Annotated in this window: 15 protein-coding genes and 1 riboswitch; of the genes, 11 read left to right on the top strand and 4 right to left on the bottom strand. The window is 64.2% G+C overall.

The annotated features are described in order from the left end of the window. The first annotated feature begins 29 nt into the window (after positions 1 to 29). From AB656_RS03400 to AB656_RS03375, 6 genes are all read left to right on the top strand, one after another. The gene (locus AB656_RS03400) at positions 30 to 1,586 is read left to right on the top strand and encodes a sugar ABC transporter ATP-binding protein (RefSeq protein WP_033503763.1); all 1,557 of its coding nucleotides are present in this window, start codon (positions 30 to 32) and stop codon (positions 1,584 to 1,586) included. Next, positions 1,583 to 2,812: a multiple monosaccharide ABC transporter permease gene (gene mmsB, locus AB656_RS03395; RefSeq protein WP_033503764.1), complete on the top strand. Its 1,230-nt coding sequence runs from the start codon at positions 1,583 to 1,585 to the stop codon at positions 2,810 to 2,812. Before AB656_RS03400 ends, mmsB begins: the two co-directional genes overlap by 4 nt. 111 nt (positions 2,813 to 2,923) lie before the next feature. Then, positions 2,924 to 3,169 carry a hypothetical protein gene (locus AB656_RS03390; RefSeq protein WP_033503765.1) on the top strand — a complete coding sequence of 82 codons (246 nt, stop codon included), beginning with the start codon at positions 2,924 to 2,926 and terminating at the stop codon, positions 3,167 to 3,169. A 204-nt stretch (positions 3,170 to 3,373) separates the two neighbouring features. Further along, entirely contained in the window at positions 3,374 to 3,763 is a 390-nt protein-coding gene (locus AB656_RS03385; protein WP_033503766.1) for a cold-shock protein, read from the top strand. Between the two features lie 128 nt (positions 3,764 to 3,891). After that, positions 3,892 to 4,971, top strand: coding sequence for a DUF3027 domain-containing protein (locus AB656_RS03380; protein WP_081924955.1), 1,080 nt, complete (start codon positions 3,892 to 3,894; stop codon positions 4,969 to 4,971). A gap of 95 nt (positions 4,972 to 5,066) precedes the next feature. Beyond that, a complete protein-coding gene (locus AB656_RS03375; protein WP_033503767.1) occupies positions 5,067 to 7,709 on the top strand; it encodes an ATP-dependent Clp protease ATP-binding subunit in 2,643 nt (880 codons plus the stop codon). A gap of 252 nt (positions 7,710 to 7,961) precedes the next feature. Here AB656_RS03375 and AB656_RS03370 read toward each other — a convergent pair whose 3' ends face one another. Further along, a complete protein-coding gene (locus AB656_RS03370; RefSeq protein ID WP_051905306.1) occupies positions 7,962 to 10,622 on the bottom strand; it encodes an energy-coupling factor transporter ATPase in 2,661 nt (886 codons plus the stop codon). A 28-nt stretch (positions 10,623 to 10,650) separates the two neighbouring features. Then, positions 10,651 to 11,256, bottom strand: a complete 606-nt coding sequence (locus AB656_RS03365; protein ID WP_081924863.1) for an ECF transporter S component — start codon at positions 11,254 to 11,256, stop codon at positions 10,651 to 10,653. 5 nt (positions 11,257 to 11,261) lie between these two features. Further along, positions 11,262 to 11,399: riboswitch (FMN riboswitch) on the bottom strand. 310 nt (positions 11,400 to 11,709) lie between these two features. Between AB656_RS03365 and AB656_RS03360 the strand changes: the two genes are divergently transcribed. Next, the gene (locus AB656_RS03360) at positions 11,710 to 12,705 is read left to right on the top strand and encodes a glycosyltransferase (protein ID WP_033503768.1); all 996 of its coding nucleotides are present in this window, start codon (positions 11,710 to 11,712) and stop codon (positions 12,703 to 12,705) included. A gap of 105 nt (positions 12,706 to 12,810) precedes the next feature. Here AB656_RS03360 and AB656_RS03355 read toward each other — a convergent pair whose 3' ends face one another. After that, entirely contained in the window at positions 12,811 to 13,551 is a 741-nt protein-coding gene (locus AB656_RS03355; protein WP_051905305.1) for a histidine phosphatase family protein, read from the bottom strand. A gap of 121 nt (positions 13,552 to 13,672) precedes the next feature. Here AB656_RS03355 and ppgK point away from each other — a divergent pair, with 121 nt between their 5' ends. Further along, positions 13,673 to 14,473, top strand: a complete 801-nt coding sequence (ppgK, locus tag AB656_RS03350) for a polyphosphate--glucose phosphotransferase (protein ID WP_033503769.1) — start codon at positions 13,673 to 13,675, stop codon at positions 14,471 to 14,473. 60 nt (positions 14,474 to 14,533) lie between these two features. Beyond that, the gene (locus AB656_RS03345) at positions 14,534 to 15,694 is read left to right on the top strand and encodes a pyridoxal phosphate-dependent aminotransferase (RefSeq protein ID WP_033503770.1); all 1,161 of its coding nucleotides are present in this window, start codon (positions 14,534 to 14,536) and stop codon (positions 15,692 to 15,694) included. A gap of 50 nt (positions 15,695 to 15,744) precedes the next feature. Here the strand turns inward: AB656_RS03345 and AB656_RS03340 are convergent, their stop codons facing one another. Continuing rightward, on the bottom strand, positions 15,745 to 17,964 hold the full coding sequence (locus tag AB656_RS03340; protein ID WP_144418922.1) for a hypothetical protein: 2,220 nt from the start codon (positions 17,962 to 17,964) through the stop codon (positions 15,745 to 15,747). A gap of 83 nt (positions 17,965 to 18,047) precedes the next feature. Between AB656_RS03340 and AB656_RS03335 the strand changes: the two genes are divergently transcribed. Both AB656_RS03335 and ligA read left to right on the top strand, forming a co-directional pair. Beyond that, entirely contained in the window at positions 18,048 to 21,512 is a 3,465-nt protein-coding gene (locus tag AB656_RS03335; RefSeq protein WP_052122807.1) for a hypothetical protein, read from the top strand. A 23-nt stretch (positions 21,513 to 21,535) separates the two neighbouring features. Beyond that, the gene (gene ligA / locus AB656_RS03330; RefSeq protein ID WP_051905302.1) at positions 21,536 to 24,139 is read left to right on the top strand and encodes an NAD-dependent DNA ligase LigA; all 2,604 of its coding nucleotides are present in this window, start codon (positions 21,536 to 21,538) and stop codon (positions 24,137 to 24,139) included. The last annotated feature ends 32 nt before the right edge of the window (positions 24,140 to 24,171 follow it).

The raw sequence follows: 24,171 nt of genomic DNA, 5'->3' as shown, positions 1-24,171 counted from the left end.
GCGTATTCAGACCAACAAGGAGTGATGAAATGTCTGATTCAGACACCATTTTGCATATGGATGGCATCACCAAGACATTCGGTCAGGTCACCGCCTTAAGCCAGGTGAACCTCTCCGTGGAGCGTGGCGAGATCCACGCGATCTGCGGTGAGAACGGCGCGGGCAAGTCCACCCTGATGAATGTGCTTTCTGGTGTGTATCCGTATGGAAGTTACACCGGCACGATCAGCTTTGACGGCAAGACGTGCAAATACCGCAACATCAAGGACTCCGAGGCCGATGGCATCGTCATCATCCACCAGGAGCTGGCCCTGAGCCCCTACCTGTCGGTGGCCGAGAACATTTTCATCGGCAACGAGCAGGCCAAGGGCGGCGTAATCGACTGGAACGCCACGCGTTCCGAGGCCAAGCGGCTGATGGAGCGGGTGGGGCTTCCCGACGACCCGGACACCAAGATCATGGACATGGGTGTCGGCAAGCAGCAGCTGGTCGAGATTGCCAAGGCCCTGTCCAAGAACGTCAAGTTGCTCATCTTGGACGAGCCCACCGCCGCCCTGAACGACGAGGACTCCGCCCACCTGCTGAGCCTGGTGCGCCAGCTGCGCGACGAGCACGGGGTGACGTGCATCATTATCACCCACAAGCTCAACGAGGTGGCCCAGATAGCCGACAACGTCACGATCATCCGAGACGGCTCGACCGTGGGGACCATGTTCGTGACCAAGGAGACGCCGCTGGACCAGGACGAGCTCATCCGCAAGATGGTGGGCAGGCCTCTGACCAACCTGTATCCCGACCATCCAGCCAACAAGCCCGGTCCCGAGTATTTCCGGATCGAGGATTGGACGGTCCACCACCCGCTCGACTCCAGCCGAGTGGTGGTCGACCACGCCAACATAGAGGCCAGGTCCGGCGAGATCGTCGGTCTCGCCGGTCTGATGGGCGCCGGCCGTACCGAGCTGGCCATGTCCGTGTTCGGGCGCTCCTATGGTTCGGGCATCTCCGGCTCGGTCTACATCAAGGGCAAGAAGGTGAATCTGCCCAATGTGCAGGCCGCCATCGACGCCGGACTGGCCTACGCCACCGAGGACCGCAAGGTCTACGGGCTCAACCTGCTGCAGAACATTCGCGAGAACGCCTCCATGGCCTCCCTCAAGCGCATGAGCAAGAACGGCGTGATGGACGACAATGAGGAGGTCAAGGAAGTCGAGAAGTACCGGCGCGAGTTCCGCATCAAGTGCCGCGACATCGACGAGGGCGTGGACACGCTCTCGGGCGGTAACCAGCAGAAGGTGGTGTTGTCCAAATGGGTGATCGCCGACCCGGACATCCTCATCCTCGACGAACCCACCCGAGGCATCGATGTGGGCGCTAAGTATGAGATCTACGAGATCATCGACCAGCTGGCCGATGCCGGCAAGGCCGTCATCGTCATCTCGTCCGAACTGCCCGAGCTGATCGGTATATGCGACCGCATCTACACCGTCAGCCAAGGCGTAATCACCGACAACGTGGATAAGAATGGATTTACCCAGGAATACCTGATGAAGGGTATGACCAAGGAAAAGGAAGTGGCAGTATCATGAGCTCGGCAACCGCAAGTCCGGCCAGCCCGGCCAAGCAGAAGCAGGAGGGCAATGGCCTCCTGGCGACCATTGCCAACAACGCCCGGCAGTACGGCATCGTGGCGGCGTTGCTGGTCATCGTGGTGGTGTTCGAAGTGCTGACCAAGGGCGTGCTTCTCAAGCCCAACAGTTTCGTCTCGCTCATCCAGCAGAACGCTTACGTGATCATCCTGGCCATCGGTATGGTGATGGTCATCATCGCCACCCACATCGACCTGTCCGTTGGATCGCTAGTGGCCTTCATCGGCGGCGTGTGCGCCATCCTGATGGAACGGCAGGGCGTCAACTGGATGCTGGCCATCGTGGTGTCGCTGCTGGTGGGTGTGATCATCGGCATGTGGCAGGGCTTCTGGGTGGCCTACGTGGGTATCCCCGGCTTCATTACCACCTTGGCTGGCATGTTGATCTTCCGTGGCCTGGCCACTGTCATCGTTGGCGAGTCTGTCCCGATCACCTCCGATGCTTTCCGCGGTATCGCCCGCAACTACTTGCCCAACATCTTCGGATTCTGGGGGCAGTTCGACGGTCTGACGGTCGTGGTCGGTCTGCTGTGCATCGTGGCCTACGCCTGGAGCCAGCTGTCCAAGCGCCGCAGGGCCGAGAAGGTTGGTCTGATTCCCGAGCCCATGAGCCTGACGATTATCAAGATCGCCGTAATCTCCGTGGCCATCCTGTTCGTCACCTACCTGCTGGCCTCCTCAGGTAACGCCACTCAGGGCGGCATCCCAATCATGCTGGTCATCGTGGGCGTGCTGGTGCTGGTCTACAACTTCATCCTGACCCGCACGGTCTTCGGCCGTCATGTCTACGCCGTGGGTGGCAACCGGAAGGCCGCCATTCTCTCCGGCATCAACACCAAGCGTGTTGACTTCATCCTTTTCGTCCACATGGGCTTCCTGTCCGCTGTGGCCGCCATCTGCATGCTCTCCCGCCTAGCTTCGGCCACCGCCCAGTCCGGTATGGAGTTCGAGATGGATGCCATCGCCTCCTGCTTCATCGGTGGTACGGCCGTGGCTGGCGGCGTCGGCACCATCCCCGGTGCTGTGGTCGGCGCTTTCGTGATGGGTGTCATCAACCAGGGCCTGTCGATTATGGGTGTGGACACAGCCATTGTGAAAACCATCAAGGGCCTGGTGCTCCTGCTGGCCGTAGCGGTCGACATCATCTCTAAGCGCAAGAAGAGCTGAACCGCGCCCCGAAGGCGCCGCTAGCGTCGATGCTCGGGTCTGGAGTGGTGACACCGGTCCAGACCCGGCCGGTCGGGGCAATGGATTAGGTGCATGAGGAAAGGAACGCACATGAAACTTAATGAGCGATCGCGGGCCAGGCTATACGGTTTCACCGCTGTGGCCTGTGCGGTCTGGCTGATCCAGTCCTTATGGGAGGCGTCTCGTGACGGTACTCTCCTTACCTGGTCCACGGCCGTCTTTTCCCTGTGCCTGCTGCTGGTGACCGCCTACACGGCGTATGAGGCAGTCAAAGGCTGGGGCGCCCCGGCAGCCCGTAGTGAGGATGACGAACGGCGGGAGGACGGGGAACGGTGACGCTCTGAGTCCCTATTCACGTTGGCCGCCGTAACCCCCGGGTTGCGGCGGCCAACGCATCTGTAGGGGCGGGAGGCCCGTCGCTTTGGCGAGTGGGGCGCTTACTCTATCAGGGATACTGTCTGAGATAGACTGGTGGTATTACGGCGGTGGGGCGCAACAGGCTCGCCCGCTACGAGCCTATGCAACTGAAGGAGAGTAGTCATGCCCAGCGGGAAAGTGCGTTGGTACGATGCCAAGCGCGGCTTTGGATTCATAACCGGAGACGAGGGGGAGGATGTGTTCCTGCCGGCCTCGGCCCTGCCCGCTGGAGTGCAGACCCTACGCAAGGGCACCCGGGTGGACTTCTCCGTGGTCGCAGGCCGCAAAGGACCTCAGGCCATGGATGTCCAGCTGGTCGGGTCCGCCCCCTCTTTGGTCAAGGCGACCCGTCCTCAACCGGACGACATGGCCGCGATCGTTGAGGACCTGATTAAGCTGCTCGATTCGGCGGGTGGCCACTTGCGCCGTCACCGCTACCCGGCGGACGAGGAGTCGCGCAAGCTGGCGGCCCTGTTGCGCGCGGTGGCGGACGACTTCGACGTGCAGGTCTAGCGGCTGACTGCGGGCGGCCTGAATGGGCGGTCCGAACGGTTGGTCAAGCGGTCAGCGGACGACAAAGACGATGGATAATGACGGGTGCCTTGGCTCTGGCGGTCGAGGCGGATGGCGAAGGTGTGGCGATGCCCCAAGATCAACGTGACCCCCAGGACCTGGCTAGGGACGTGGCCCTGTCAGTAGCGTCCGATCCCAGCGAGGTTGGTGACTTCATCGGCTCCAGCGAGGGGGAGGATGGGGTCAGCGAATTCCGTTTCGCCTCCCTCATTAAGGGCTATGAGGGTTGGCTGTGGTCGGTCACCCTCTTCCACGACGCCGAGCTGGATCGATGGACGGTCGATGAGTCATCCCTGGTCCCTGGTTCAGACGCCATCCTTCCGCCGGCCTGGGTGCCTTGGAAGGACCGCTTGCTTCCCTCCGACCTGTCGGTGACCGATGCGATGGGCACCGAGAAGGACGACCCTAGGCTTGAACCGGGCCTCCAGCCGGGCGACAAGGGCTACGAGTCCGCCGCGCAAGACGAAAGCGAGAGCCAGGGGAATCAGAAGGACGCTGAGCAAACCGTTCAGGGCTCGCAGGAGCTGGTCGACGCCGGTGGCGCGATTTTCAAGAAGGCTGGGGATCAGCCCGACCAAGCGGACGAGCGAAGCGACCAGGGCGAACAGGATGAGGCTGAACGGGACTGGCTGCGCGCCTCCAAGCAGGACCTGGATTCGGCGGTCGAGCGATTCGCCCTGACGAGGCGGCACGTCTTGAGCCCCCTGGGCAGGGCCCAGACCGCTAAGCGCTGGTACGAAGGACAGCGGGGGCCCAAATCACTGTCCACGCGCACTGCCAAAGGCGCCACCTGCGCTTCCTGCGGTTTCATGATCCCTATTCAAGGCGAACTGGGAACCATGTTCGGCGTCTGCGCCAACCGTTGGAGCCCGGACGACGGCAAGGTCGTCGCCCTGGACCACGGCTGCGGCGAGCACTCCGAGATCGACCCGCCGCAGGCGCCCCCGCTCTGGGTGCAATCCGCTCCGGCCTTTGACGACCTCCATATCGATGTGGTCCGCCAGGCTCCGCGCGAGGAACGGCCCGAGGTGGAGTTGATCGAGCAAATCAGCAACGAGGGGCCCGAAGAAGCCGAAGACGACGCCCAAGAGAGCCCCCACAGCGAGCCGGAGACCGTTCGCAGGCGGCGCAGGACCAAGCGTCAGTAGGGTTTTTGCGTTAAGAGCGCAATAGACGGCGCCGGGTGAATATTCGTCATCTCAAATCGGTAGAGTGAGTAGCAGTCTTCTAGGGAAGGACACGTATGTTTGAGCGGTTTACCGACCGTGCGCGGCGCGTCATTGTACTGGCGCAAGAAGAGGCCCGGGCCCTTCAGCACAACTATATCGGCACTGAGCACCTGCTTTTGGGCCTGATTCGCGAAGGCGACGGTGTAGCCGCCAAGGCGCTCGCCTCCAAGGGAGTTGAGCTGGAAGCCACCCGCAAGCAGGTGGAGGAGATGATCGGCAAGGGCAACGCGGCGCCCAACGGGCACATCCCGTTCACCCCGCACGCCAAGCAGGTGCTGGAGCTCTCCCTGCGTGAAGCCTTGCAACTCGGCCACTCCTACATCGGCACCGAGCATATCCTCCTGGGCCTCATCCGTGAGGGTGAGGGTGTGGGCACCCAAGTTCTGATCAAGATGGGTGTGGACCTGGGCGATTTGCGCACGGCCACGATTGACATGATCCGCGGCAGCCACGAAGGCTCCGGCTCCGACAAGGGCGACCTGGCGAACGCCGGTGGCATCCAGGACAAGCGTGGGCAGACCGGGTCCGCTATCCTGGACCAATTTGGCCGTAACCTGACACAAGAGGCCGCCGAAGGCAAGCTGGACCCGGTGATTGGTCGCTCCAAGGAGATTGAGCGCGTCATGGTCGTGCTCTCCCGCCGTACCAAGAACAACCCGGTCCTGATTGGCGAGCCTGGCGTGGGCAAGACCGCCGTCGTGGAGGGGCTGGCCCAAAAGATCCATGAGGGCGATGTGCCCGAGACGCTCAAGGATAAGCAGGTCTACTCGCTGGATCTGGGTTCCATGGTGGCCGGTTCGCGCTACCGCGGTGACTTCGAGGAGCGCCTGAAGAAGGTCCTGAAGGAAATCAAGACCCGTGGCGACGTGATCCTCTTCATCGATGAGATTCACACGATCGTCGGCGCTGGTTCGGCGGACGGCGCCCTGGGCGCTTCCGACATGCTGAAGCCCCTGCTGGCCCGCGGCGAGCTTCAGACCATCGGCGCGACCACGACCGAAGAGTACCGCAAGTACATTGAGAAGGACGCGGCCCTGGAGCGGCGCTTCCAGCCCATCCAGGTACCCGAGCCTACGATCGCCGAGACCATCGAGATCCTGAAGGGTCTGCGGGAGCGCTACGAGCACCACCACCATGTGACCATCACCGATGGCGCCCTTCAGTCCGCCGCCGAGCTCTCCGCCCGCTACATCCAGGATCGCAACCTGCCGGACAAGGCCATCGACCTGGTGGATGAGGCTGGCGCCCGCTTGCGCATCAAGCGACTGACCGCTCCGCCTGAGCTCAAGGAGCTGGACGCCAAGATCTCCAAGGTCAACGACTCCAAGGACCAGGCCATCAAGGACCAGGACTTCGAGAAGGCCGCCGAGCTGCGAGACAAGCAGGAGAAGCTGGAGGCTGAGCGCAAGGAGAAGGAGAAGGCCTGGCACGAGGGCGAGTCCGACGTCAAGATGGTCGTGGACGAGGATGTGATCGCCGAGGTCGTTTCCTCAACCACCGGCATCCCGGTCTTCAAGCTTACCCAGGCCGAGTCCAAGAAGCTCTTGGGCATGGAGGCCGAACTCCACAAGCGCATCATCGGCCAGGACGAGGCGGTCTCCGCCCTGTCGCGTTCGATTCGCCGCACCCGCGTGGGACTCAAAGATCCCAAGCGGCCCGCAGGCTCCTTCATCTTCGCCGGGCCGACCGGCGTCGGCAAGACCGAGCTGGCCAAGGCCTTGGCCCAGTTCCTCTTTGACGATGAGGACGCCCTGATCAGGGTGGATATGTCAGAGTTCTCGGAGAAGTACGCGTCCTCGCGTCTCTTCGGCGCGCCTCCGGGGTACGTGGGCTACGAGGAGGGTGGCGAACTGACTGAAAAGGTGCGTCGCAAGCCCTTCTCCGTGGTGCTCTTCGACGAGATCGAGAAGGCTCACCCTGACATCTTCAACACCCTCTTGCAGGTATTGGATGATGGACACTTGACCGACGGCCAGGGAAGGACCGTGGACTTCAAGAACACGATCATCATCCTGACCACTAACCTGGGCACCCGCGACATCGCCAAGGCGGCCAACACCGGCTTCAACCTGGGCAACAACACGGAGACGTCTTACCAGCGCATGAAGGATCAGGTGACCAGCGAGCTTAAGCAGCAGTTCAGGCCCGAGTTCCTGAACCGTCTGGACGACATCATCGTCTTCCAGCAGCTGACCGAGCCCCAGGTGCGCCAGATCGTGGACCTGGAAGTCAAGAAGCTCAACGACCGGCTCTTCGAGCGCCACATGTCGCTGGAGCTGACCGACAAGGCGAAGGACCTGCTCGCCGAGAAGGGCTTCGACCCACTCTTGGGGGCCCGCCCCTTGCGCCGCGTCATCCAACGCGACATCGAGGACGCCATGTCGGAGAAGATCCTGATGGGCGACCTGACCGACAACGAGTCGGTCATGGTGGACGCTGAGGGCGAGGGCATCCTGGGCGAGTTCACTTTCAAGGGCAAGCCCTTCGACGGGCCCAAGCACGCGGCTGATTCGGATGGGCGCGAGCCGGAGCTGGTGGGGGCTGCCGTAGCCACGCCTGACGCTGACCTAGCGGCTGACGAGGCTCAAGTTGACAGGCTGGAGGCTGGACGGAATCCGTCAGAGACCGGAGAATCGCAGGGTGACGGCGCTCAGTGACTAGTCCCCGGTAGGCGGGGAGCGAGATCCTGAGACGTACGCAGAGGGTCGCGACGAGTAATTCGTCGCGACCCTCTGCCTGTACTCAGGCTCGTTCAAGATATGCGCAGGCGAGGCAGCTGAGTGGGCATGCCCTCGTCGCGGGGGTGTCTCCCCGTTGCTGGTGGCGCCCTCCAACGAGGCTGTTTCAGGCGTGCTTGGCAGTGGTGTCCTCGGTCCCTCTACCCAGCCCTCTGCCAGCTTCCGCTGTCTTTAAAACAACCCGAGGGCAATCAGGGCGAGTACGTAAGCCAGCATGAGGGCTATGAAGGCCATGTCCGTCTTGCCCAGGGAGAGGAGGCGGTAATGAGTGCGTCCACGCCCGCCCTCGTAGCAACGGGCGTCAAGGGCCCGGCTCAGGTTGTCGGCGTGGCGAAGGGCCCCAGCGAAGACTGGGATGGTAATCGCCATGGTCGCATGTAGGCGCATGGAGGGACCGCCGGATTCGATTGAACCGCCTCGGGCCGCCTGCGATTCGATGATCGATCGCATCTCCTGGTCCAACGTGGGAATGAATCGAAGGGCCAAGGAGAGCACCATCGCGATTTCGTCGGTGTGCAAGCCCAACCGGGTCAACGGTTTGAACAGCGAGGCGAAAGCGTCTGTCATCTGCGTGGGAGTCGTGGTCTGGACCAGCAGGGCCCCCAGGAGGACGATCAAGGTGAAACGGCAGGAGTAGAGCACGGCCACCCAGATTCCACCTATGGTCACCACGAGCGGTCCCCAACGGCCCAGCTCATGCCCGCTGCGGGTGACCAAGAGGTTCAGGACGGCTAGGAAGACCATCAAAACCAGGAAGGCCCTGACCGAGCGCAGAATCGAACGCATTGGGGCCCGGGCGGCCGCGAACAGGGCGGCCGTCGCGCATAGGCCAAGAAGGAGCTGGAGAGGCGTGCTGATGAAAAAGGCGGTCAGCATGGCCAGCAGGAAAGTCACAATCTTGGCCCTGGGGTCCAGGCGGGCGACTAAAGAGGGCCGGGTTTGGCTGGCTGAGCGGGTCCCGGCATTCGTGGAATCCAGAGGGGGGACCGGACTGGTGGAAGCGCCCCCGCCTGCCGCATTCCCGACGCTCGCTTTGGCTGCGGTCCCTTCTGCGACTTTGACCAGCCCATCCGCATCCGCTGGACTGTTTTGTGATTGTGCGCCCAGTCCCTCTTCGCCTGTCGGACCTGCCTTTTTCTGCAGGCTATGGGGAGCATTCTCCAGGAGCAGGTGGTAGTTTTCGAGAACGTCGGCTGTGGCGCCGAAGGACACGACCTGGCCCTCCTCCAGCAGGAGGGCCAGGTCGGCCAGGTTCATGGCCTCCCGCTCGGAGTGCGTGTTCAGTACGATGGTGACCCCTTTTTGGCGCAGGAGCTCCAGGAGATTCATGATGCGGCTGGCAGCCTGGGGGTCCAGGCCAGCTGTCACTTCATCCAGCACGAGCACCTGAGGGGTGCAGGCCACGACTCCTGCGATGGCGACTAGACGCTGTTGGCCGCCGGACAGGTCAAAGGGGGAGCGGTCGGCTAGATTGGAGATGCCTAATAGATTCAAGGCGTCATCCACCCGCTGGTTCACTTCGGCTTCGCTCAAACCCATGTTGCCCGGTCCGTAGGCCACATCCTGCGCTACCGTGTCCGCGAAGAGCTGACGCTCCGGGTATTGCATCACATACCCCACCCGCGTCCGGAGCTTTTTCAGGTTCCTGCGCTGTTGCCGCTTGCCCTGAGGCGCGTCGGGCCCGGCCAGAGGCAGGCCAGCCACCCGGACACTGCCCCGGCTGGGCTTCGCCAGGGCGCAAATCAGGCGGGCCAGGGTGGACTTGCCTGATCCGTTACGGCCTATCACGGCCAGGGCGCGTCCCGCCTGGAGCCGCAGATTCACCCTGGTCAAGCTGTCCTTACTGGCTTGGGGAAATCGGAAGGATACGTCGGACAGTTCGATTGCCAACGCAGCCGCCTGACCAGTGCCTTGGGCGCTCGCGGAGGCGGCGAGGGAGGCTGAGCTCTCGGTCAGGAGGTCGTGGGCCGGACCAGCTAGGCCGTCCCGGCGGGCGCGCTCGGTGCTCCCAGGGTTGATGGCGGACAGGTCCGTGCGTGTGAGCACGTCTTGCGGTTTGCCTTCTGCCGCTAGCTGGCCGTGGTCAAGCACAAGGAGACGATCGGCCTGCTCAGCCTGGTCCAACAGGTGGGTGATATGGACCACGGCCGTGCCGCTGGCGGTCAGACGGCGCATAATCGCCTGGATATCGCGCCGACCGTCCGCATCGAGCATTGCCCCAGGCTCGTCTAAAACCATCATTTTCGGGCCCATAGCCAGGCTTCCGGCCACGGCCAGGCGCTGCTGCTGACCGCCGGACATGCGGGTCGGGTCTCCGCGCGCGCTTGCTTCCATGCCGACCTGGTCCAGTGCTGCAGGCACGGTCCGTAGCATGTCCTGGCGCGGCATGCCCAGGTTCTCCGGGCCGAACGCCGCATCGTCCTCAGCCACCGTGGTGACGATTTGATCCTGGGGGTTCTGAAAGACCATGCCGATGCGCTTACGGGCTTGGCGGTAGGCGTCCGCGTCCAGGAAGCGCTCCCGGCCCTTGCCGTTGGCGAAGACCTGTCGGCCCATCAGCTCGACTTGGCCTAGGTCCGGTGCGGCCTCCCCGGATAGGATCCGCCCCAGGGTGGATTTGCCTGACCCGTTCGCCCCCAGGATGCACAGGAGCTCGCCTGGTCGGACGTCGAGCGTCACGCCGTCCAGGGCCCAACTGGCCCCGCCGTCGTATGAGAAAGACACATCTTTGAGGCGGGCGAGAGCGTCCTCGCCCGCTGGTTCGTCGCCCGCTGGTTCGTCGCCCGCTGGGTCCGCCCCCTGCAGGAAACGCGCGTCGTTGATGACCGTCATGCTTGACCGCATGCCCGTTTACGCGTGGCTACTTGTTGACCAAGACAGAGATGGGCTTGTAAATCAGGAAGGTGACGACGCCGTGGATGGCGAACTTCGTCAGGTTGAAGGGTAGGAGAATCGGCACGATCATGGCCAGCACCGCGTTCATGGACATGTGAGCGTAAAGGGGGGTGATGACCACATTGCAGGCGATGGCCGCAAGGACGGCCAGCACCGCGCCGCACACAATTCCGACCAGGGCGCCTGCGCGGCTGCGCATCCGCCGGTAGATCAGGGCCGCAGGCACGCTCAGGGCCAGGGCCACCACCATCGAGATGATTGCGCCGAAGGGGTTGGTGAACAGATGGGGGAGGAAGCCCAGTACCGAGACGATGGCTGCGGCGGCCGGCCCGAATGCGAAGCCGCATACCAGGACTACGATGCCCGAGGGATCGTACTTGAGCCAGGGCGCGGCCGGGAAGATGGGGAAGGAAAAGAAGCTCAGGACCATAGTCAGGGCCACGAACAGGGCGTAGATAGCGATGCGCTTGGTGGACCAGCGGCCGGATCCGCCGATACTGGTCGAGTGGGCGTCGCGTAAACGGTCCCTGCCATCGGAGGGCTGCTGCTGATTGGGATTGGATACACTCATAGAGAGCCTCGTTTCTTCCATCCGGACTGTGACCGTTGGCTTCGGATTCTCACCGACATCCACCGCTTGCGCGGGTCGCGGGCTCCTGAGTGACGTGACTCAGCTACCGCCAGTAAGGAATTTCACCTTCCCTGAAACTTGGAACAGCTGTCACTATAGCAGTAGCGATCTAGGCAGTCAACGGCTCATCGCCTCGCTCCACTCCTTGCTGGCTTGGGGGTTCGCCGGGTGTGGCGGTGCCGCAGCATGACCGGGTGGCCCCATCCTGTCTTGAAGACCTGGGAAGTTGCGGGCGCGATCGGGTTCGGTGATGTGGTCAGGCCCGGGGCGCGTACGCTGGACCGGAGCGCGACGTCTGCTCGAACTTGTCGTCATCGGCGCGGCCGGTCCGGCCGAGCCTGGGGGGTGGGCTGGCCGGGGTGAAAAGTTGCGGGGCGGTGCCACAATGTGGTTATGACACAAGATTTGAGTAAGGCGGCCATCGTCGTCGTCACCTATAAGCGCCAGGAGTTGCTGGCGAACCTGTTTGACTCCATCCTGCAGCTGACCCAGGCCCCCTGGCGGATTGTGGTGGTGGACAACGAGAACTCAGCGGAGACCCGGATCATGGTCGAGCAGTTCTCCGCTCGCGCGACCGGACGCTGGGGCAAGACCATCATCGATGCCGACGGCAAGCAGGAGCGAGTGGTCTATGTTCCTCAACAACGCAACGGCGGCGGCGCGGGCGGGTTCTCGGCCGGCGTCAAGAAAGCGTACGAACTGGGCGCCAACTGGTTCTGGGTGATGGACGACGACGTGGCTGTGGAGCCCAAGGGCCTGGAACTATTGGCCAAGTGGACCGATCGCTACCAGGTGATTCAAGGCGCACGGCTGGACTACGACGGCGGCCCCTTCTACTGGCAGTACCGTTTCATAACCTCTTTGGGCATACCCGACCCTGTGGCCCCGTCCGCCTTTGGCCCCTCCGGGCGGAAGGCCATGAACACCATGTGCTTCGAGGGCGCTTTCTTCTCCCGCAAGGTCGTCGAGGAGATCGGGCTGCCCGATCCGCGCTTCTTCATCTATTGGGATGACACGATGTACGGCTACCTGGCGAGCAAGGTCACGCAGCCGGTCGCGGTTTCGGACGTCGTAATGCGCCGCACTCGTCCAATCGCCAACTGGGACATGGGGGGCCTGCGTCAGCTCAACTCCACCTCGGACATGAATCGTTACCACATCATGCGCAACCGTGGTTACATGGCCCGTTACTTTATGGCCCATGGGGACTACCGGCCGGCCATGTTCGCCCTGGGCACGGCGGCGACCGCCGTCAAGGAGCTGATCCGGCTGGTGGCCGTGGACCGCAAGAGCCTGTTCAGCGGCGTGCCGCAGCTGGTGCGTGGCTGGCTGGATTCGCGTAAGCTCCTGCATGATCCGGACTGGAAACCTATGCCGCCGCTCAAGTAATGCATCAGGGATGGCAAGGGCCCCGCCAGCGTGCAGATGATGACGCTGGCGGGGCCCTTGGCCGCGCAGGGCGTCCGGCTGGCGGATGCGCTTACGATGGGCAGCCTAGTTCTGGCCGCGCTCGAAATACTTGGTCGAGGCGATTTCGCCGTCAATCGTGAACTCGCCGTGCTGGTAGACCAGACGGGTGACCGAGTTGTTGAGGAAGGGCGGGAAGGGCTTGCCGTCGTTCTTGATGGCGGTGAGGAAAATCTCGATTGAGGAGCCGGAGGAGACGACCAGCACGTTGCCTCCGCCAGCTTGCTCGCGCTCGCGGCCGATCCTGGTCAAGGCGGCGGCCATGCGTTGGGCCACCTGGTCGCTGGTCTCCGCGCGGTCGGCCGGGTCCAGGTTCGTGTCGAGACGGTTCTCCTGGTCCAGTTGCGCGATGCGGTCCTGGAGTTGGGCGGCCGCGTCCCAGCCAAGTTCGGCACGGGCTTCAGCCAGGCGCGCGTAGCCTCGGGGGCCGAAGATGGCCTGCATCAGGTCGGCGGATGGGAAGCCTTCGTAAGAGCCGAAGTTGGCTTCGCGCAGGTCGGGATCGATGCCCACCTGGATTTCGGCGTTGTCGGAGTAGTCCAGGGCGTTGCGGCAGGTGCGCCACTGGCGGGTCAGCATGCCGGCCCAGGCCGCGCTGAAACTGATGCCGCTCAGTCCTCGTCCCAGCTGCTTGGTCCCTTCCACGCCTTGGTTGGTTAGGGGGAAGTCCGACCAGCCTTGCATCAGGCGCATGGCATTGGCGGTGGTCTCCCCGTGGCGGGTTAAGTAGATGGTGACAGGGTTCGTGCTCGTCTGTTCTAGGGCCATGCATTCATGTTCTCTCGCCCGTCAGACCAGGCGCGTCGCCGGGCGGGTGGTCTAGGGGGAGCGGGTGCGCTACAATGCGTATCGTACCGGTTCGATACGCAGACGGCGAAGGAGCGAGCGGATGATTGAGACAGCCCAGGCTTTTGGCATTGACATCGGTGGATCCGGCATTAAGGCGGCCCCGGTGGACCTAGTCGCCGGGGACTTCGCTGAGCCCCGCAAGAAAATCCTGACCCCTGAGCATTCGACCCCCAAAGCCGTCGGTAAGGTGGCGCGCAAGCTCCTGGACCAGTTCGAGGTTCCTGAGAGCGCGCCGGTGGGCGTCGCTTTCCCCGCCCCCGTCAGGCCTGGGCACCCAATCGACTTCATCGCCAACCTGGACCAGGCTTGGCTGGGCCAGGACGTGTGGGAGGTCTTCTCCGAGGCATGCGGCCGACCTGTTTCGGTGGTCAACGACGCTGATGCGGCCGGCCTGGCGGAAGTGCGCTATGGTGCGGCGAAGGGCCAGGATGGTCTGGTCATTGCCACCACCTTGGGCACCGGCATCGGCTCGGCGCTGATATACGACGGCGTGTTGATACCCAACTCCGAGCTGGGCCACCTGACCCTGGAGGGCAAGGACGCTGAGCGCTACGCCGCCTCTTCGGTGCGCGATGTGAAGAAGCTCTCTTACAAAAAGTGGGCTGCCCGCCTGACCAAGTACTACCAGATGCTTGAGCGCTACTTCAGCCCTGACTGTTTCGTAGTAGGCGGCGGGGTCAGCAGGGTCAGCGAGAAATTCCTGCCCTACATCAAGGTAGACACCCCAATCGTGCCCGCCAAATTGCGCAACCAAGCGGGCATCGTCGGCGCCGCTTATTACGCCTCCTACATCGACGAGCAGGTCAAGGCCAAGGCCGGCCAGCCCACGGTCGCCCGGTAGGGGCAACCTGGAACGGAATCGGGGGCGCGGGGCCTCTGACCGCGAAAGGTGGGAGGCCATATGAATGCGCCATTCTCCGGGAGGACGGGGCCCAGCCAGCCTAACCGCATAGCCCTGGCCCAGGCCCAGGCGGTCGCGCGAGGGCAGGCGCCGATTCCCCTGAACGACTCCAACCCTACCCGGCATGGGCTCACGTTGGACAGCCTGCCCGGCGTGTACCGAGCCGAGCCACGAGGCCCTATCGAGCTGCGGCTGGAGCTGGCGCGTTTCCTGGGGCAGCGGGGAACGCCGGTGGACCCAGACGACCTTTACCTGCTCTCATCCACCTCCCAGGCTTACTCCTGGCTGATGAAACTCCTATGCGACGCAGGCGAGGCGATCCTGGAGCCTCGGCCCGGCTACCCCCTGATCGAGTCGATAGCCAGGCTGGAGTGCGTGCAGGCCTTGCCCTACCAGTTGAACTACGATGGCTCCTGGACCATCGATTTGGCCGGGGTGCGCACCGCCCTGGATGGGCCGGACGGGGCGAGGATTCGCGCGATCGTGCTGATCAACCCCAACAACCCTACCGGCTCATACCTGCACCCCCAAGAGCGGGAGGCGCTGATTGGCCTGGCCCGCAGCCGAGGCTTGGCCATCATCGCCGACGAGGTCTTCTTCGACTACCAGCTGGACCCGCTGCCGGGCCGCAGGCGGTTGGCGGGCGAGGAGGGAGCGCTCACTTTCGCCCTTGATGGGCTCTCCAAGATGCTGGCCGCCCCTCAGGCCAAGCTGGGTTGGATTCAAGTCTCCGGTCCCGCTGAGCAAGTGGCCCAGGCAAAAGCGCGTCTGGACCTGATAGCCGACGACTACCTGCCGATGAGCCAACTGATCAGTCAAGCCGCTCCGGGCCTGTTGGCGCAGGCGTCGGCCCAGAGCGAGCGGGTCCGCGATCGGTGCGTAGGCAATCTGCGCTACCTGGGCCAGGCTCTGGACGGCCGCCCGATCTCCCTGCTCAGGGCCGAAGGCGGGTGGAACGTGCTCCTGCGATTCCCGGCCGTGATCGACGAGACGGAGCTGGTTGAAAGGCTGATTGAAGGCTACGGCTACAGCGGGCAGCCTGGCTACTTTTTCGACATGCCCTCTAACGGATACTTGGCCCTCTCGCTCCTGCCCGAACCCCAGGACTTCCGTGCCGGGCTCGAGGCGATCATCAGCGCCGTAGACGATTTGCTGGGCTGAGTCATCGGTTCGCCGTTCGGATTGGCTGGTGGGGCTGGTTCGCTGGCTGGTCAGAAGGCCGCGAACCAAGAGGCCACCTGGTCGAACAGGGGCTGGCCCTCCAAGGCGGTCAAGCAGGAGAGGACGCAGGTCAGCAGACCGAACAGGAGGCAGGCCAAGGCGATCAGACGCAGGACTCGCCTTTCGCGGCCTGGCCGGCGGGCATCGTGGCCTAGGGCTTGAGCTAGGGGCAGGCCGGCGGCAAGGGCCAACAGGCAGGAGAAATCCAACATGTAGCGGGGGTTCAAACCGCCCATGTAGGCGGTGAAAGCCAGGAGCGCCGCGGACAGGCCCAGCAGGACCTCCAGCAGGGGGACGGCAAAGGTCTCCTCCAGTGGTTCGCGCACACGCCGGAAGGCAAGCAGGGCCAGTGCCAGGGCCAGGATTGGGGTCAGGGCGAACAGGCCGCCGAGGCCGGGCTCCGCGTACTGCCAGACCGGTAGGGGGGCGGGGAAGCGCTGGACGTAGGGGAAGGCCTGGGAGCCGGTCAGGGGTTGGAAGAGGTAGTAGAAGACCAACCAGGGTAGGTTGCTGAGGGGCGGGCGATAACGGTTCAAATCCACGACGGTGATTTGGTGGCGGTTGCCGAAATCCAAAGGGGAGCCGAAACGCCAGGCGTTATAGGCCAGCAAGGGCAGAGCGACCAGGACCACGGGCAGGAGGGCGGCGGGCAGGATGGCGGCCGAAAAAGCCGGTTCGATGGTCAGCGGGTCGTCCGTGCGCTGGGAGGCGGAGAGTGGGTTGGTCCGCCGCAGGCCCTTCGACATAGCCTTGATCTCGGGCGCGAATATGGGCAGAGCCAGAAGCCCCCAGGCGATGAAAGTCTGTCGGCAGCCCAGGGTGGCGCCAATGGCCAAGGATCCCGCCGCCAGGCGCGGCAGGCTCAGGCGGACCTCCTGGGCCGTTAGGGCCAGGCACCCCTCCAGGTTGTCCTCGGCCCGCCAAGGGCGGGTGCGGCCACCGCTGACGGGCCGCACCCGCCTGGCTCCCAGCCAGAGCCACAGGCCAAGCGTGGACAGCAGAATGGACGCGTCGAAGGGGATTGCGTAGAAGTCATCCCGGTACAGCAGGTAGGTCAATTGGGAACCGGTCAGGAAAGTCAGCAGGGCAAAGGCGCATGCGCCCAGGCTGGCTCCAGGCACATAGCGGCGGATCAGACGCACCAGCAGGAGGGACCCGGTCAGCGTGAACCCGGCTACTAGGATTGCGGCTGCGGCAGGGGTGGGCAGCATGAGTCCGCCGGGCACGAACAGGCTGGTCAGGGCCCGGTAGGGGGCGAAGAGCAGGAGGGCGGGCAGGGGGCCGAAGTAGGAATACCAGTGTCCCTGGTAAAAGGCGTAATCCCAATAGATCGGACCTTGGCCAGAGGCGAGCAGGCGCTCGCGCACGGCCACGCTGTAGGGGTTGGGCGCCTGGGCCAGACCCTGGGCAACGGGCAGGTCCAGCCAGGGGCGTCCGGCAAGTATGGTGTCGGCCAGATGGCCGTACTGGTTGAAGTCGTAGGTGTAGGAGCCGGGCTCGTGGAAGTCGCCGGGCACGAAGCCCCCAATTTGGATCACAACGGTCCAGGACGCCCACAGTCCCACCGGTGCCATGGCGAGCCAAAAGGCCAGGCGCTGGAGGCGCGAGCCGGTGTCCAGGTGGATTCGCCAGAGACGGGAGTTGGGGAGGAAGGCGATGACCAGGGCCGCCACCAAGGCCATCAGCCCTATGCGGGCAGGGCGCAAGGCGAAGGGGACGCGTGGGTTGACGATCAGCCCGGACACGGCGACCAGGGACCCGCGAGCTTCTGATATCCACAAGCGGGCCTGGGCCGGTTGGGCGACGTTGCTGCGGTTCCTCAAGTAATCGGAGGAGGGGGAGGAGCTCAATGTGGCGGTGCCGGCTGGCGTCCAGGCTTGGCCGCCAGGCGCTCGCAGGTCCAGGCGGACATGCACCCGCTCCAGCATGCGCTCGGACCCGTTGGCGCCCGCCCCGCCTTGCAGGACTTGGAGATACTCCAATGGTTGGGTCTTGGACGAAGTCTCAATCCAGGCTTGGGTGGGATCGGAGACTTTCAAGGCTCCGCCGGGAAGCCTGACCAGGCCTGGGCCCAGGCACGCCGGGGCTGGCCCCTGGTCCGCTGACGCCCCGCCAGTGGCCAGGGAGCGCCAGTGGGGCATGTTGAACAGGCAGCATTCCAGCAGGACGATCAAGGCCAGAGCGGCCCAGACGCTTTTGCTCTTTGCCAAGGCCACCAGTGGGCGGGGTAGGGGTGTATGCACCCCTTTATTCTATAAGCGGCATGTCTGGATTGGCGGGGAGAATGGACGACATGGTCACGAGCAAGGCAATACCAGGCGGCATGGCGGATTTTGGGCGCAGGATGACGCGGCGGCTGCGGGGAGCGGCTGGGGCTCTCCTCGGGCGCCACGAAGATGGCGGGTCCGCCCAGCCCTTGCGTGAGGCGCTTCAGGATGCGGCCAAGGCGGCCGCTGAATCAGGCCGGGGGGTAAGCCCCCAGCAGGTGCGTGACTTCCTGGGCCACCGGTCCCGTCCCATCAGCCCCTTGGCCAAGAGGCGGATCTTGCCCCACATGGATGGGGTCCCTGAAGGCCTCGAATTGGGCTGGGTGCAGGAGCCTGCAGTCCACGGCTCCGGCTTCCGCCTGGGTCTGTTCACCGATCGGAACCATTTCGCGCAGGTGGCCTTGGCGGACGGAAGGGGACGGGTCTTCGCCGGTGAGCGGGAAGACATGGACACCCACGGCATGGAGCCGGTTTTCATGTTCGGCAAGGAGCGCCAGGTGCGGCTCCCGCTCGGTCCGCGCTTCGGGTTGGAGACGGATTCGTCCGCGCAGGTCGTGCAGGCCGTGCAGGGGGGCATCGTCGGCCAAGATGGGTCCGACCGCATGCGTTGGCTGGCCTCCTGGCTCAAGAGGGGCAACCGTTACACCTTGGAGCAGCTGCGCCCAGACCTGCCGGCTGATCTGCGCTATGACCTGGAATACCGCGACGCGATTGCGATTTCCTTCTTCTCCGCTTACCTGCTGCCGAGGATCGGCGGTAAGCCCATGGGCTTCGGCGCTGGCAACATCTTCCGCAGGCTCAACCGTGAGGCGCCTATGGGGGCCATCCGCCGCAGCGTGGGTGACGCCGTCCGTGCGCGGGCCGAAGGGCTGCGCACCTCCGGTCTGGAGGATTACTTTGGCGATTTGATGCGGGAGGCGGGCGCCTTGAGCCCTGTGTCGGGCCTGGAGGCGGTTCATGGCGCCGAGCCCATGCACTTGTATGCGTCCTCGTATTCCGGGGCCTACATGTTCTCCTGGGAGAACGGCTTGGAGCTTTCCGCCGCGCTCAGGGCGCTGCGTATAGAGGGCAACCTCAACCGCTTCGCCGCGGTCTCGGCCTGGTTGGAGCGCAACTGGCGTTTGGGCGTTTACCCGGTTGAGGACACGGTTACCCGGGTGCAGGCCGCCCAGCTGGATCAGGCGCTCTTGGAGGATCCAGCCATCAGCGCCCTGCAAATGGAAGAGGATCTGCCCCGTGATTTCGACCCGGTCAGCGATGACGGACGGCAGCCCGTCATGGGCTTGTTCTCCGCGGCGCGACGGCAGGCCTCAGAGCTGGCCGCCAGGCAGCCCGACCCGGCCGGCCCGCCGAACCATAGGCCTGGTCGCGCCAAGGGCGCCGGTGGATCCGAGTGGGTCTACCGGCAGACCTTCTCCCGCCTGCTGCGCAGTCTAAGGTTGCCTTTCCGCTTCGACGTGGAGTTCCGCTCAAACCTCAAGCGCGGCCAGGTGGCGATTGCTTTCACCAGCGCCGGCCGGACCATGATGCCCTCCTCCCGCTTCGACGCGGCCCACAGGGGTTGGGTGGACTTGGAAGAGGGTGAGCGGGCCGCGATGAGCGCCGACTACAACTTGCGCGTTGGGCTGATGATGGCGGCTCTGGCCTTCGGCGCCGACGACGGGGTGGGCCAGGTCTGGCTCCATATCGATTCCCTGGGGTTGGAGGAAGCGCAGGCTCAGCAAGACACAGCGATTGCGGAGATGATGAGCCAGGCCTTGGCGGCTTTCGAACAGGCTCGGACAGGCGGCCTGCCGGCGACCGGCTCCAAGGCCGACCCCAAGGATGGGGATGTGCACGGCGACCCCAACCATATAATCGCTCACGAGCAGCCTGCGGTCTCCGCGGCCCAGGGCCAAGAGCCGGGCGAAGGGGTGCGTGATTCCATGGGCCAAGAGCCTGGCGGCGAGTCCGCCCAGGGCGTTAAGCCCGGCCAGGAGGAGTCTGAACAGGACCTCAACTCCCAGTTCGCCGACCTGATGCAAGGGTTGGACTTGGACTCCATGGCTTTCGCCGGGCCGGACATCGTCGGTCAGCCGGGCGGGGGTCAAAGCGAGGAGGGCGACTCGGACGCGCCTGAGGGGCAAGGCGGGAGCGACCCCCTGTCCGCAGCGAAGAGCAACCCAACCGTGCGCAACCTGGTGACCGTCACCTTCACCCGCGAGGTTTTCCTGGCCCGTCTGCGCCAGTACGGGCTGAAGGACCCCAAGGCCTTCTACCGCCTGTTCGACGCGGCCATGGCGGTCGATGGCACAGGCGGTCTGGAACCGGTCGAAGCCGTCTTCGACATGCGCGATGAACGCTTCGCCCCACGCGGCTCCCAGGACGAGCCTGAGCTGGAGGACTTCCCCTTCGACGGAGCGGCCGCCGCCATCCTGGGCGCCAGCGGCGCTGAAGGGCTTTCAATCCAGCGGGCCGACCTCTTGGAACGCGCCATGGCCGACTTCCGCCGGCTGGAAGCCAAGCATGGCGAAGGCCCGGCGGCCAAGGCCCAGCAGGCTATGGAAACGGTCAAGACGATTGGCGACCCGGAGTTGGCTGACCTGGCCGACCAAGTCACCTCCTCCCTGATTGATGGGAGGGAGGTGCCCGACCTCTCCTTCGACCTGTCCGAGCGCTTGGACCAGGAGCGGGTCAAGGCCCGTGACTTACTCTTTTCCGGCGACCCGGCCGCCGCCTTGAAATTGGAGGAGAACGTTGTGAGCGGTCTGGACGAGCGGTTCGCCGTCAGCCAGGACCCGCAAGCCGTGCCCTGCTACTTCAACTCCTACGCGGAGCGTGTGGTCTACAACCGCCTGTTCGCGACGCCGGGCGAGCACACCCTGCTGATTCCCGACAACCTCTTCTACGCCCACCTGGAGCTGGCCGACATCCTGGTCCAGCTCAAGCAGGGGCCGCAGGCCTTGAAACACCTGAACGCCATGGTTTCCTACGCTCCCGCCTACCCCCTGCCCCACCTGAAACTGGCTGTGCAACTGGCCCGTGAGGAGGACTGGGCCGGCGCCCGGGCCGCCACCTTGAACGCCCTGCAGGTGGCTTTGGACCGTTCCGATGCGGCCTTCGCATACTACCGGCTCGCCTACGCCGCTTGGATGCGCGACGAATTCGACCTGGCCGCGGCCGCCTACATCATGAGCGAGCACATCAGCCCAGGCCGGGTCTCCGCCCTCCAAGGTGAGTTGGAAGAGCTGACCGCGCGGGCCGATTCCCAGTGCATCCCAGTTCCCAGGGATTACGAGGACGCGCGCAGGGTCCTGGCTGAGCAAGGAATCCCGGTCTGGCCCCACACCAAGGTTGAGCCGATAGTGCGCCAGGCGGCACGCGTGTGCGTGGACGCCGGTCTGTTCGTGCCGGCGCGCACCCTGTCCATGGCCGCGGCGCGCATGAATGACGAGCCCAGCGACGGCTTGGATATGGTAGAGGTGCAGTTCCTGCAATCACTGAATGCGTGAGCTCCTAAGGAGGAAAGTTGACGATGACGAGGACGGGCCAGGCGATGCTGGGATCCGATGAGTGGATTTCCGCTTTGCAAGCGGATGATGCGGATGCGATGAAGCTGGGCCAGTTGAACCTCTCCAGTCTGACAGCAGCCCAGGCCCAACGGCTCTGGGCCCGCTTGGCCTCCTGGGTGGAGGCGGACCAGGTCGCCTACTACGTCAACGATTCACCGGTCTCATCCGACGCGGCCTACGACGCTCGCATGCGATGCTTGCAAGCCCTGGAGAGTGAGTTCCCCTCCCTGGACACGCCCCTTTCGCCCACGCACCGAGTCGGCGGTTCCTTCTCCAACGACTTCACCTCCGTGCGCCATCCCAGTCAGATGCTGAGCCTGGACGATGTCTTCTCAATCGATGAGCTGCGCGAATGGTACCGGGGGGTGCGCAAGGAACTGGATTGGCCTGAAGGCAAGCGGCTGCCGATGAGCGCCGAAGTGAAGATCGACGGTCTGGCCCTGAACCTGATTTACCGCAACGGCGTGCTGATTCAGGGCTTGACCCGAGGTGACGGCGTCACAGGCGAGGACATCACGCTCAATGTGCGTACGATTGGTTCGATCCCCCAGAATCTGGGCGGCGATCGGGCTGATATTCCCGATTTCGTGGAGGTGCGCGGCGAAGTCTTCATGCGCTTCGAGGATTTCGATGACCTCAACCGCGCCCAAGAGGCCCAGGGCAAACCCCCCTTCGCCAACCCCAGGAACGCGGCCGCAGGCTCCCTGCGCCAAAAGGACCCGCACGTCACGGCCCAGCGCAAGTTGAGCTTCTACGCCCACGGGATCGGCCGACTGACCTGGGGGGCTGAGCATCCCGAAGGCACCCACGATGAGGTGGTCGATCAGACCCAGGCCTACGATCTTTATAAGAAGTGGGGCATCCCCGTCTCCCCCCACAACCGCCAGGTGGATTCCTTCGATCAAATCCTGTCGATGATCGACTATTACGGTAAGCACCGGGGTGATATCGAGCATGCCTTGGATGGCATCGTCGTCAAGCTGGAGGACAGGGACCTGCAACGCCGCCTAGGCGCCACATCGCGCGCGCCGCGCTGGGCCATCGCATACAAGTATCCCCCCGAGGAAGTCGACACCGAGCTCTTGGACATCACCGTGCAGGTGGGCCGCACTGGTCGCATCACGCCGGTGGCGATTCTGAAGCCGGTTTACGTAGCCGGTTCCACGGTTTCGCGCACCACCCTGCACAACCCTTCCGAGGTCAAGCACAAGGGGGTGTTGATCGGCGACACGGTCGTGGTTCGCAAGGCCGGCGATGTGATTCCCGAGCTGGTCGGGCCAGTGCTGGACAAGCGCCAAGGCCGCGAGGACACCCTGCGCGAGTTCGTCATGCCCGAGCGCTGCCCTTCCTGCGGAGCCAAGCTGGCCCCGGCGAGGGAGAACGACAAGGACATCCGCTGCCCGAACGTGGAATCCTGCCCGGCCCAGCTGACCGAGCGAATCATCCACATGGCCTCCCGCAAGGCCTTCGACATAGAGCACCTGGGGGAGCAATCGGCCACCGCGTTGACGAACCCGGAGGAGAACCGGCCGGATTCGGTTGATGTCTACGCGCCTGACCTGCGGGCCCAGGTCGTCCGCCCTGGCGAGGAGCCTGAACCTTACATACCGCCGGCAGGCGTGCGGCTGCCGCCCGTCCAGGAGCCGGTGCTCAAGTCCGAGGCCGGGTTATTCTCGCTCAAGGTCGAGGATTTGAAGGACATTGCGGTCTGGCGGCAGGTGCCGATCATCGAGGAGCGCCGGGTGGAGGGCGACCACTGGCGCACTGTTCGCCGTAAAATCGGTGATTCGGGCCTGTGGTACAGGGTTCCTGCCTTCTACAACCTTCCCAAGCCCGCAGCGGGCAACGCTGGAGCCCCTGGTGATTCCGCCGTGTCCGGGGTCGCTGACCATCCCGAGCAGGCCGAAGGCGCGGCCATGAACAGTGTTCCTGGCGAACAGGAGGCAGGCTTCGCGGGGGATGAGGGGCAGGGGCAGCCCGCCCGCAACACCCTGCTGATGCTCAAAGAGATTGATAAAGCGCGCTCTGTGGACCTGTGGAGGGTGCTGGTGGCCTTGTCTATCCGTCACTTGGGCCCCACTTCGGCCCGGGTCATCGCCCGCCGTTACACCAGTCTGGACGCACTGAGTAAGGCCGATGAGAAGGATCTGGCGGAGTTGGACGGGGTGGGTCCCGAAATCGCGCATTCGGTCTTCTCTTGGTTCACTGGCGCCAGACGCGAGGGCGACTGGCGGGGCAAGATCCTCAAGGCCTGGACCGCTGCCGGTGTGGGCTGCCATACCGAGCGAATCGACCAGCCGCAGGTTCTGGCCGGGATGACCATCGTCGTGACCGGCAGTCTGAAAGGCTTCACTAGGGATTCGGCTAAGGAGGCCATCATCGAGCGTGGGGGGAAGGCCACGACCTCGGTCAGCAAGAAGACCACGTATGTGGTCGTCGGCGCCGACCCTGGCTCCAAAGCCGCTAAGGCCGAGGCCCTGGGAGTGGCGATGCTGGACGAGGACGGCTTCCGCAGGCTCCTGGAGACCGGCAGCCCCGACCCGGGCGCGGATCAGACCCAAGATTGAAAACGCATCCGGTAACAGTTCGCGCCAAGGCC

The sequence above is a fragment of the Bifidobacterium actinocoloniiforme DSM 22766 genome (assembly GCF_001263395.1).
GTDB lineage: Bacteria > Actinomycetota > Actinomycetes > Actinomycetales > Bifidobacteriaceae > Bombiscardovia > Bombiscardovia actinocoloniiformis.
Note: the sequence above shows the minus strand (reverse complement) of the source record. Positions and strands in the feature narration are given on the sequence as shown.

Coding starts and splice junctions, on each gene's coding strand:
- AB656_RS03400 (WP_033503763.1), top strand. CDS start 30: ATGTCTGATTCAGACACCATTTTGCATATGGATGGCATCACCAAGACA.
- mmsB (WP_033503764.1), top strand. CDS start 1,583: ATGAGCTCGGCAACCGCAAGTCCGGCCAGCCCGGCCAAGCAGAAGCAG.
- AB656_RS03390 (WP_033503765.1), top strand. CDS start 2,924: ATGAAACTTAATGAGCGATCGCGGGCCAGGCTATACGGTTTCACCGCT.
- AB656_RS03385 (WP_033503766.1), top strand. CDS start 3,374: ATGCCCAGCGGGAAAGTGCGTTGGTACGATGCCAAGCGCGGCTTTGGA.
- AB656_RS03380 (WP_081924955.1), top strand. CDS start 3,892: ATGCCCCAAGATCAACGTGACCCCCAGGACCTGGCTAGGGACGTGGCC.
- AB656_RS03375 (WP_033503767.1), top strand. CDS start 5,067: ATGTTTGAGCGGTTTACCGACCGTGCGCGGCGCGTCATTGTACTGGCG.
- AB656_RS03370 (WP_051905306.1), bottom strand. CDS start 10,622: ATGACGGTCATCAACGACGCGCGTTTCCTGCAGGGGGCGGACCCAGCG.
- AB656_RS03365 (WP_081924863.1), bottom strand. CDS start 11,256: ATGAGTGTATCCAATCCCAATCAGCAGCAGCCCTCCGATGGCAGGGAC.
- AB656_RS03360 (WP_033503768.1), top strand. CDS start 11,710: ATGACACAAGATTTGAGTAAGGCGGCCATCGTCGTCGTCACCTATAAG.
- AB656_RS03355 (WP_051905305.1), bottom strand. CDS start 13,551: ATGGCCCTAGAACAGACGAGCACGAACCCTGTCACCATCTACTTAACC.
- ppgK (WP_033503769.1), top strand. CDS start 13,673: ATGATTGAGACAGCCCAGGCTTTTGGCATTGACATCGGTGGATCCGGC.
- AB656_RS03345 (WP_033503770.1), top strand. CDS start 14,534: ATGAATGCGCCATTCTCCGGGAGGACGGGGCCCAGCCAGCCTAACCGC.
- AB656_RS03335 (WP_052122807.1), top strand. CDS start 18,048: ATGGTCACGAGCAAGGCAATACCAGGCGGCATGGCGGATTTTGGGCGC.
- ligA (WP_051905302.1), top strand. CDS start 21,536: ATGACGAGGACGGGCCAGGCGATGCTGGGATCCGATGAGTGGATTTCC.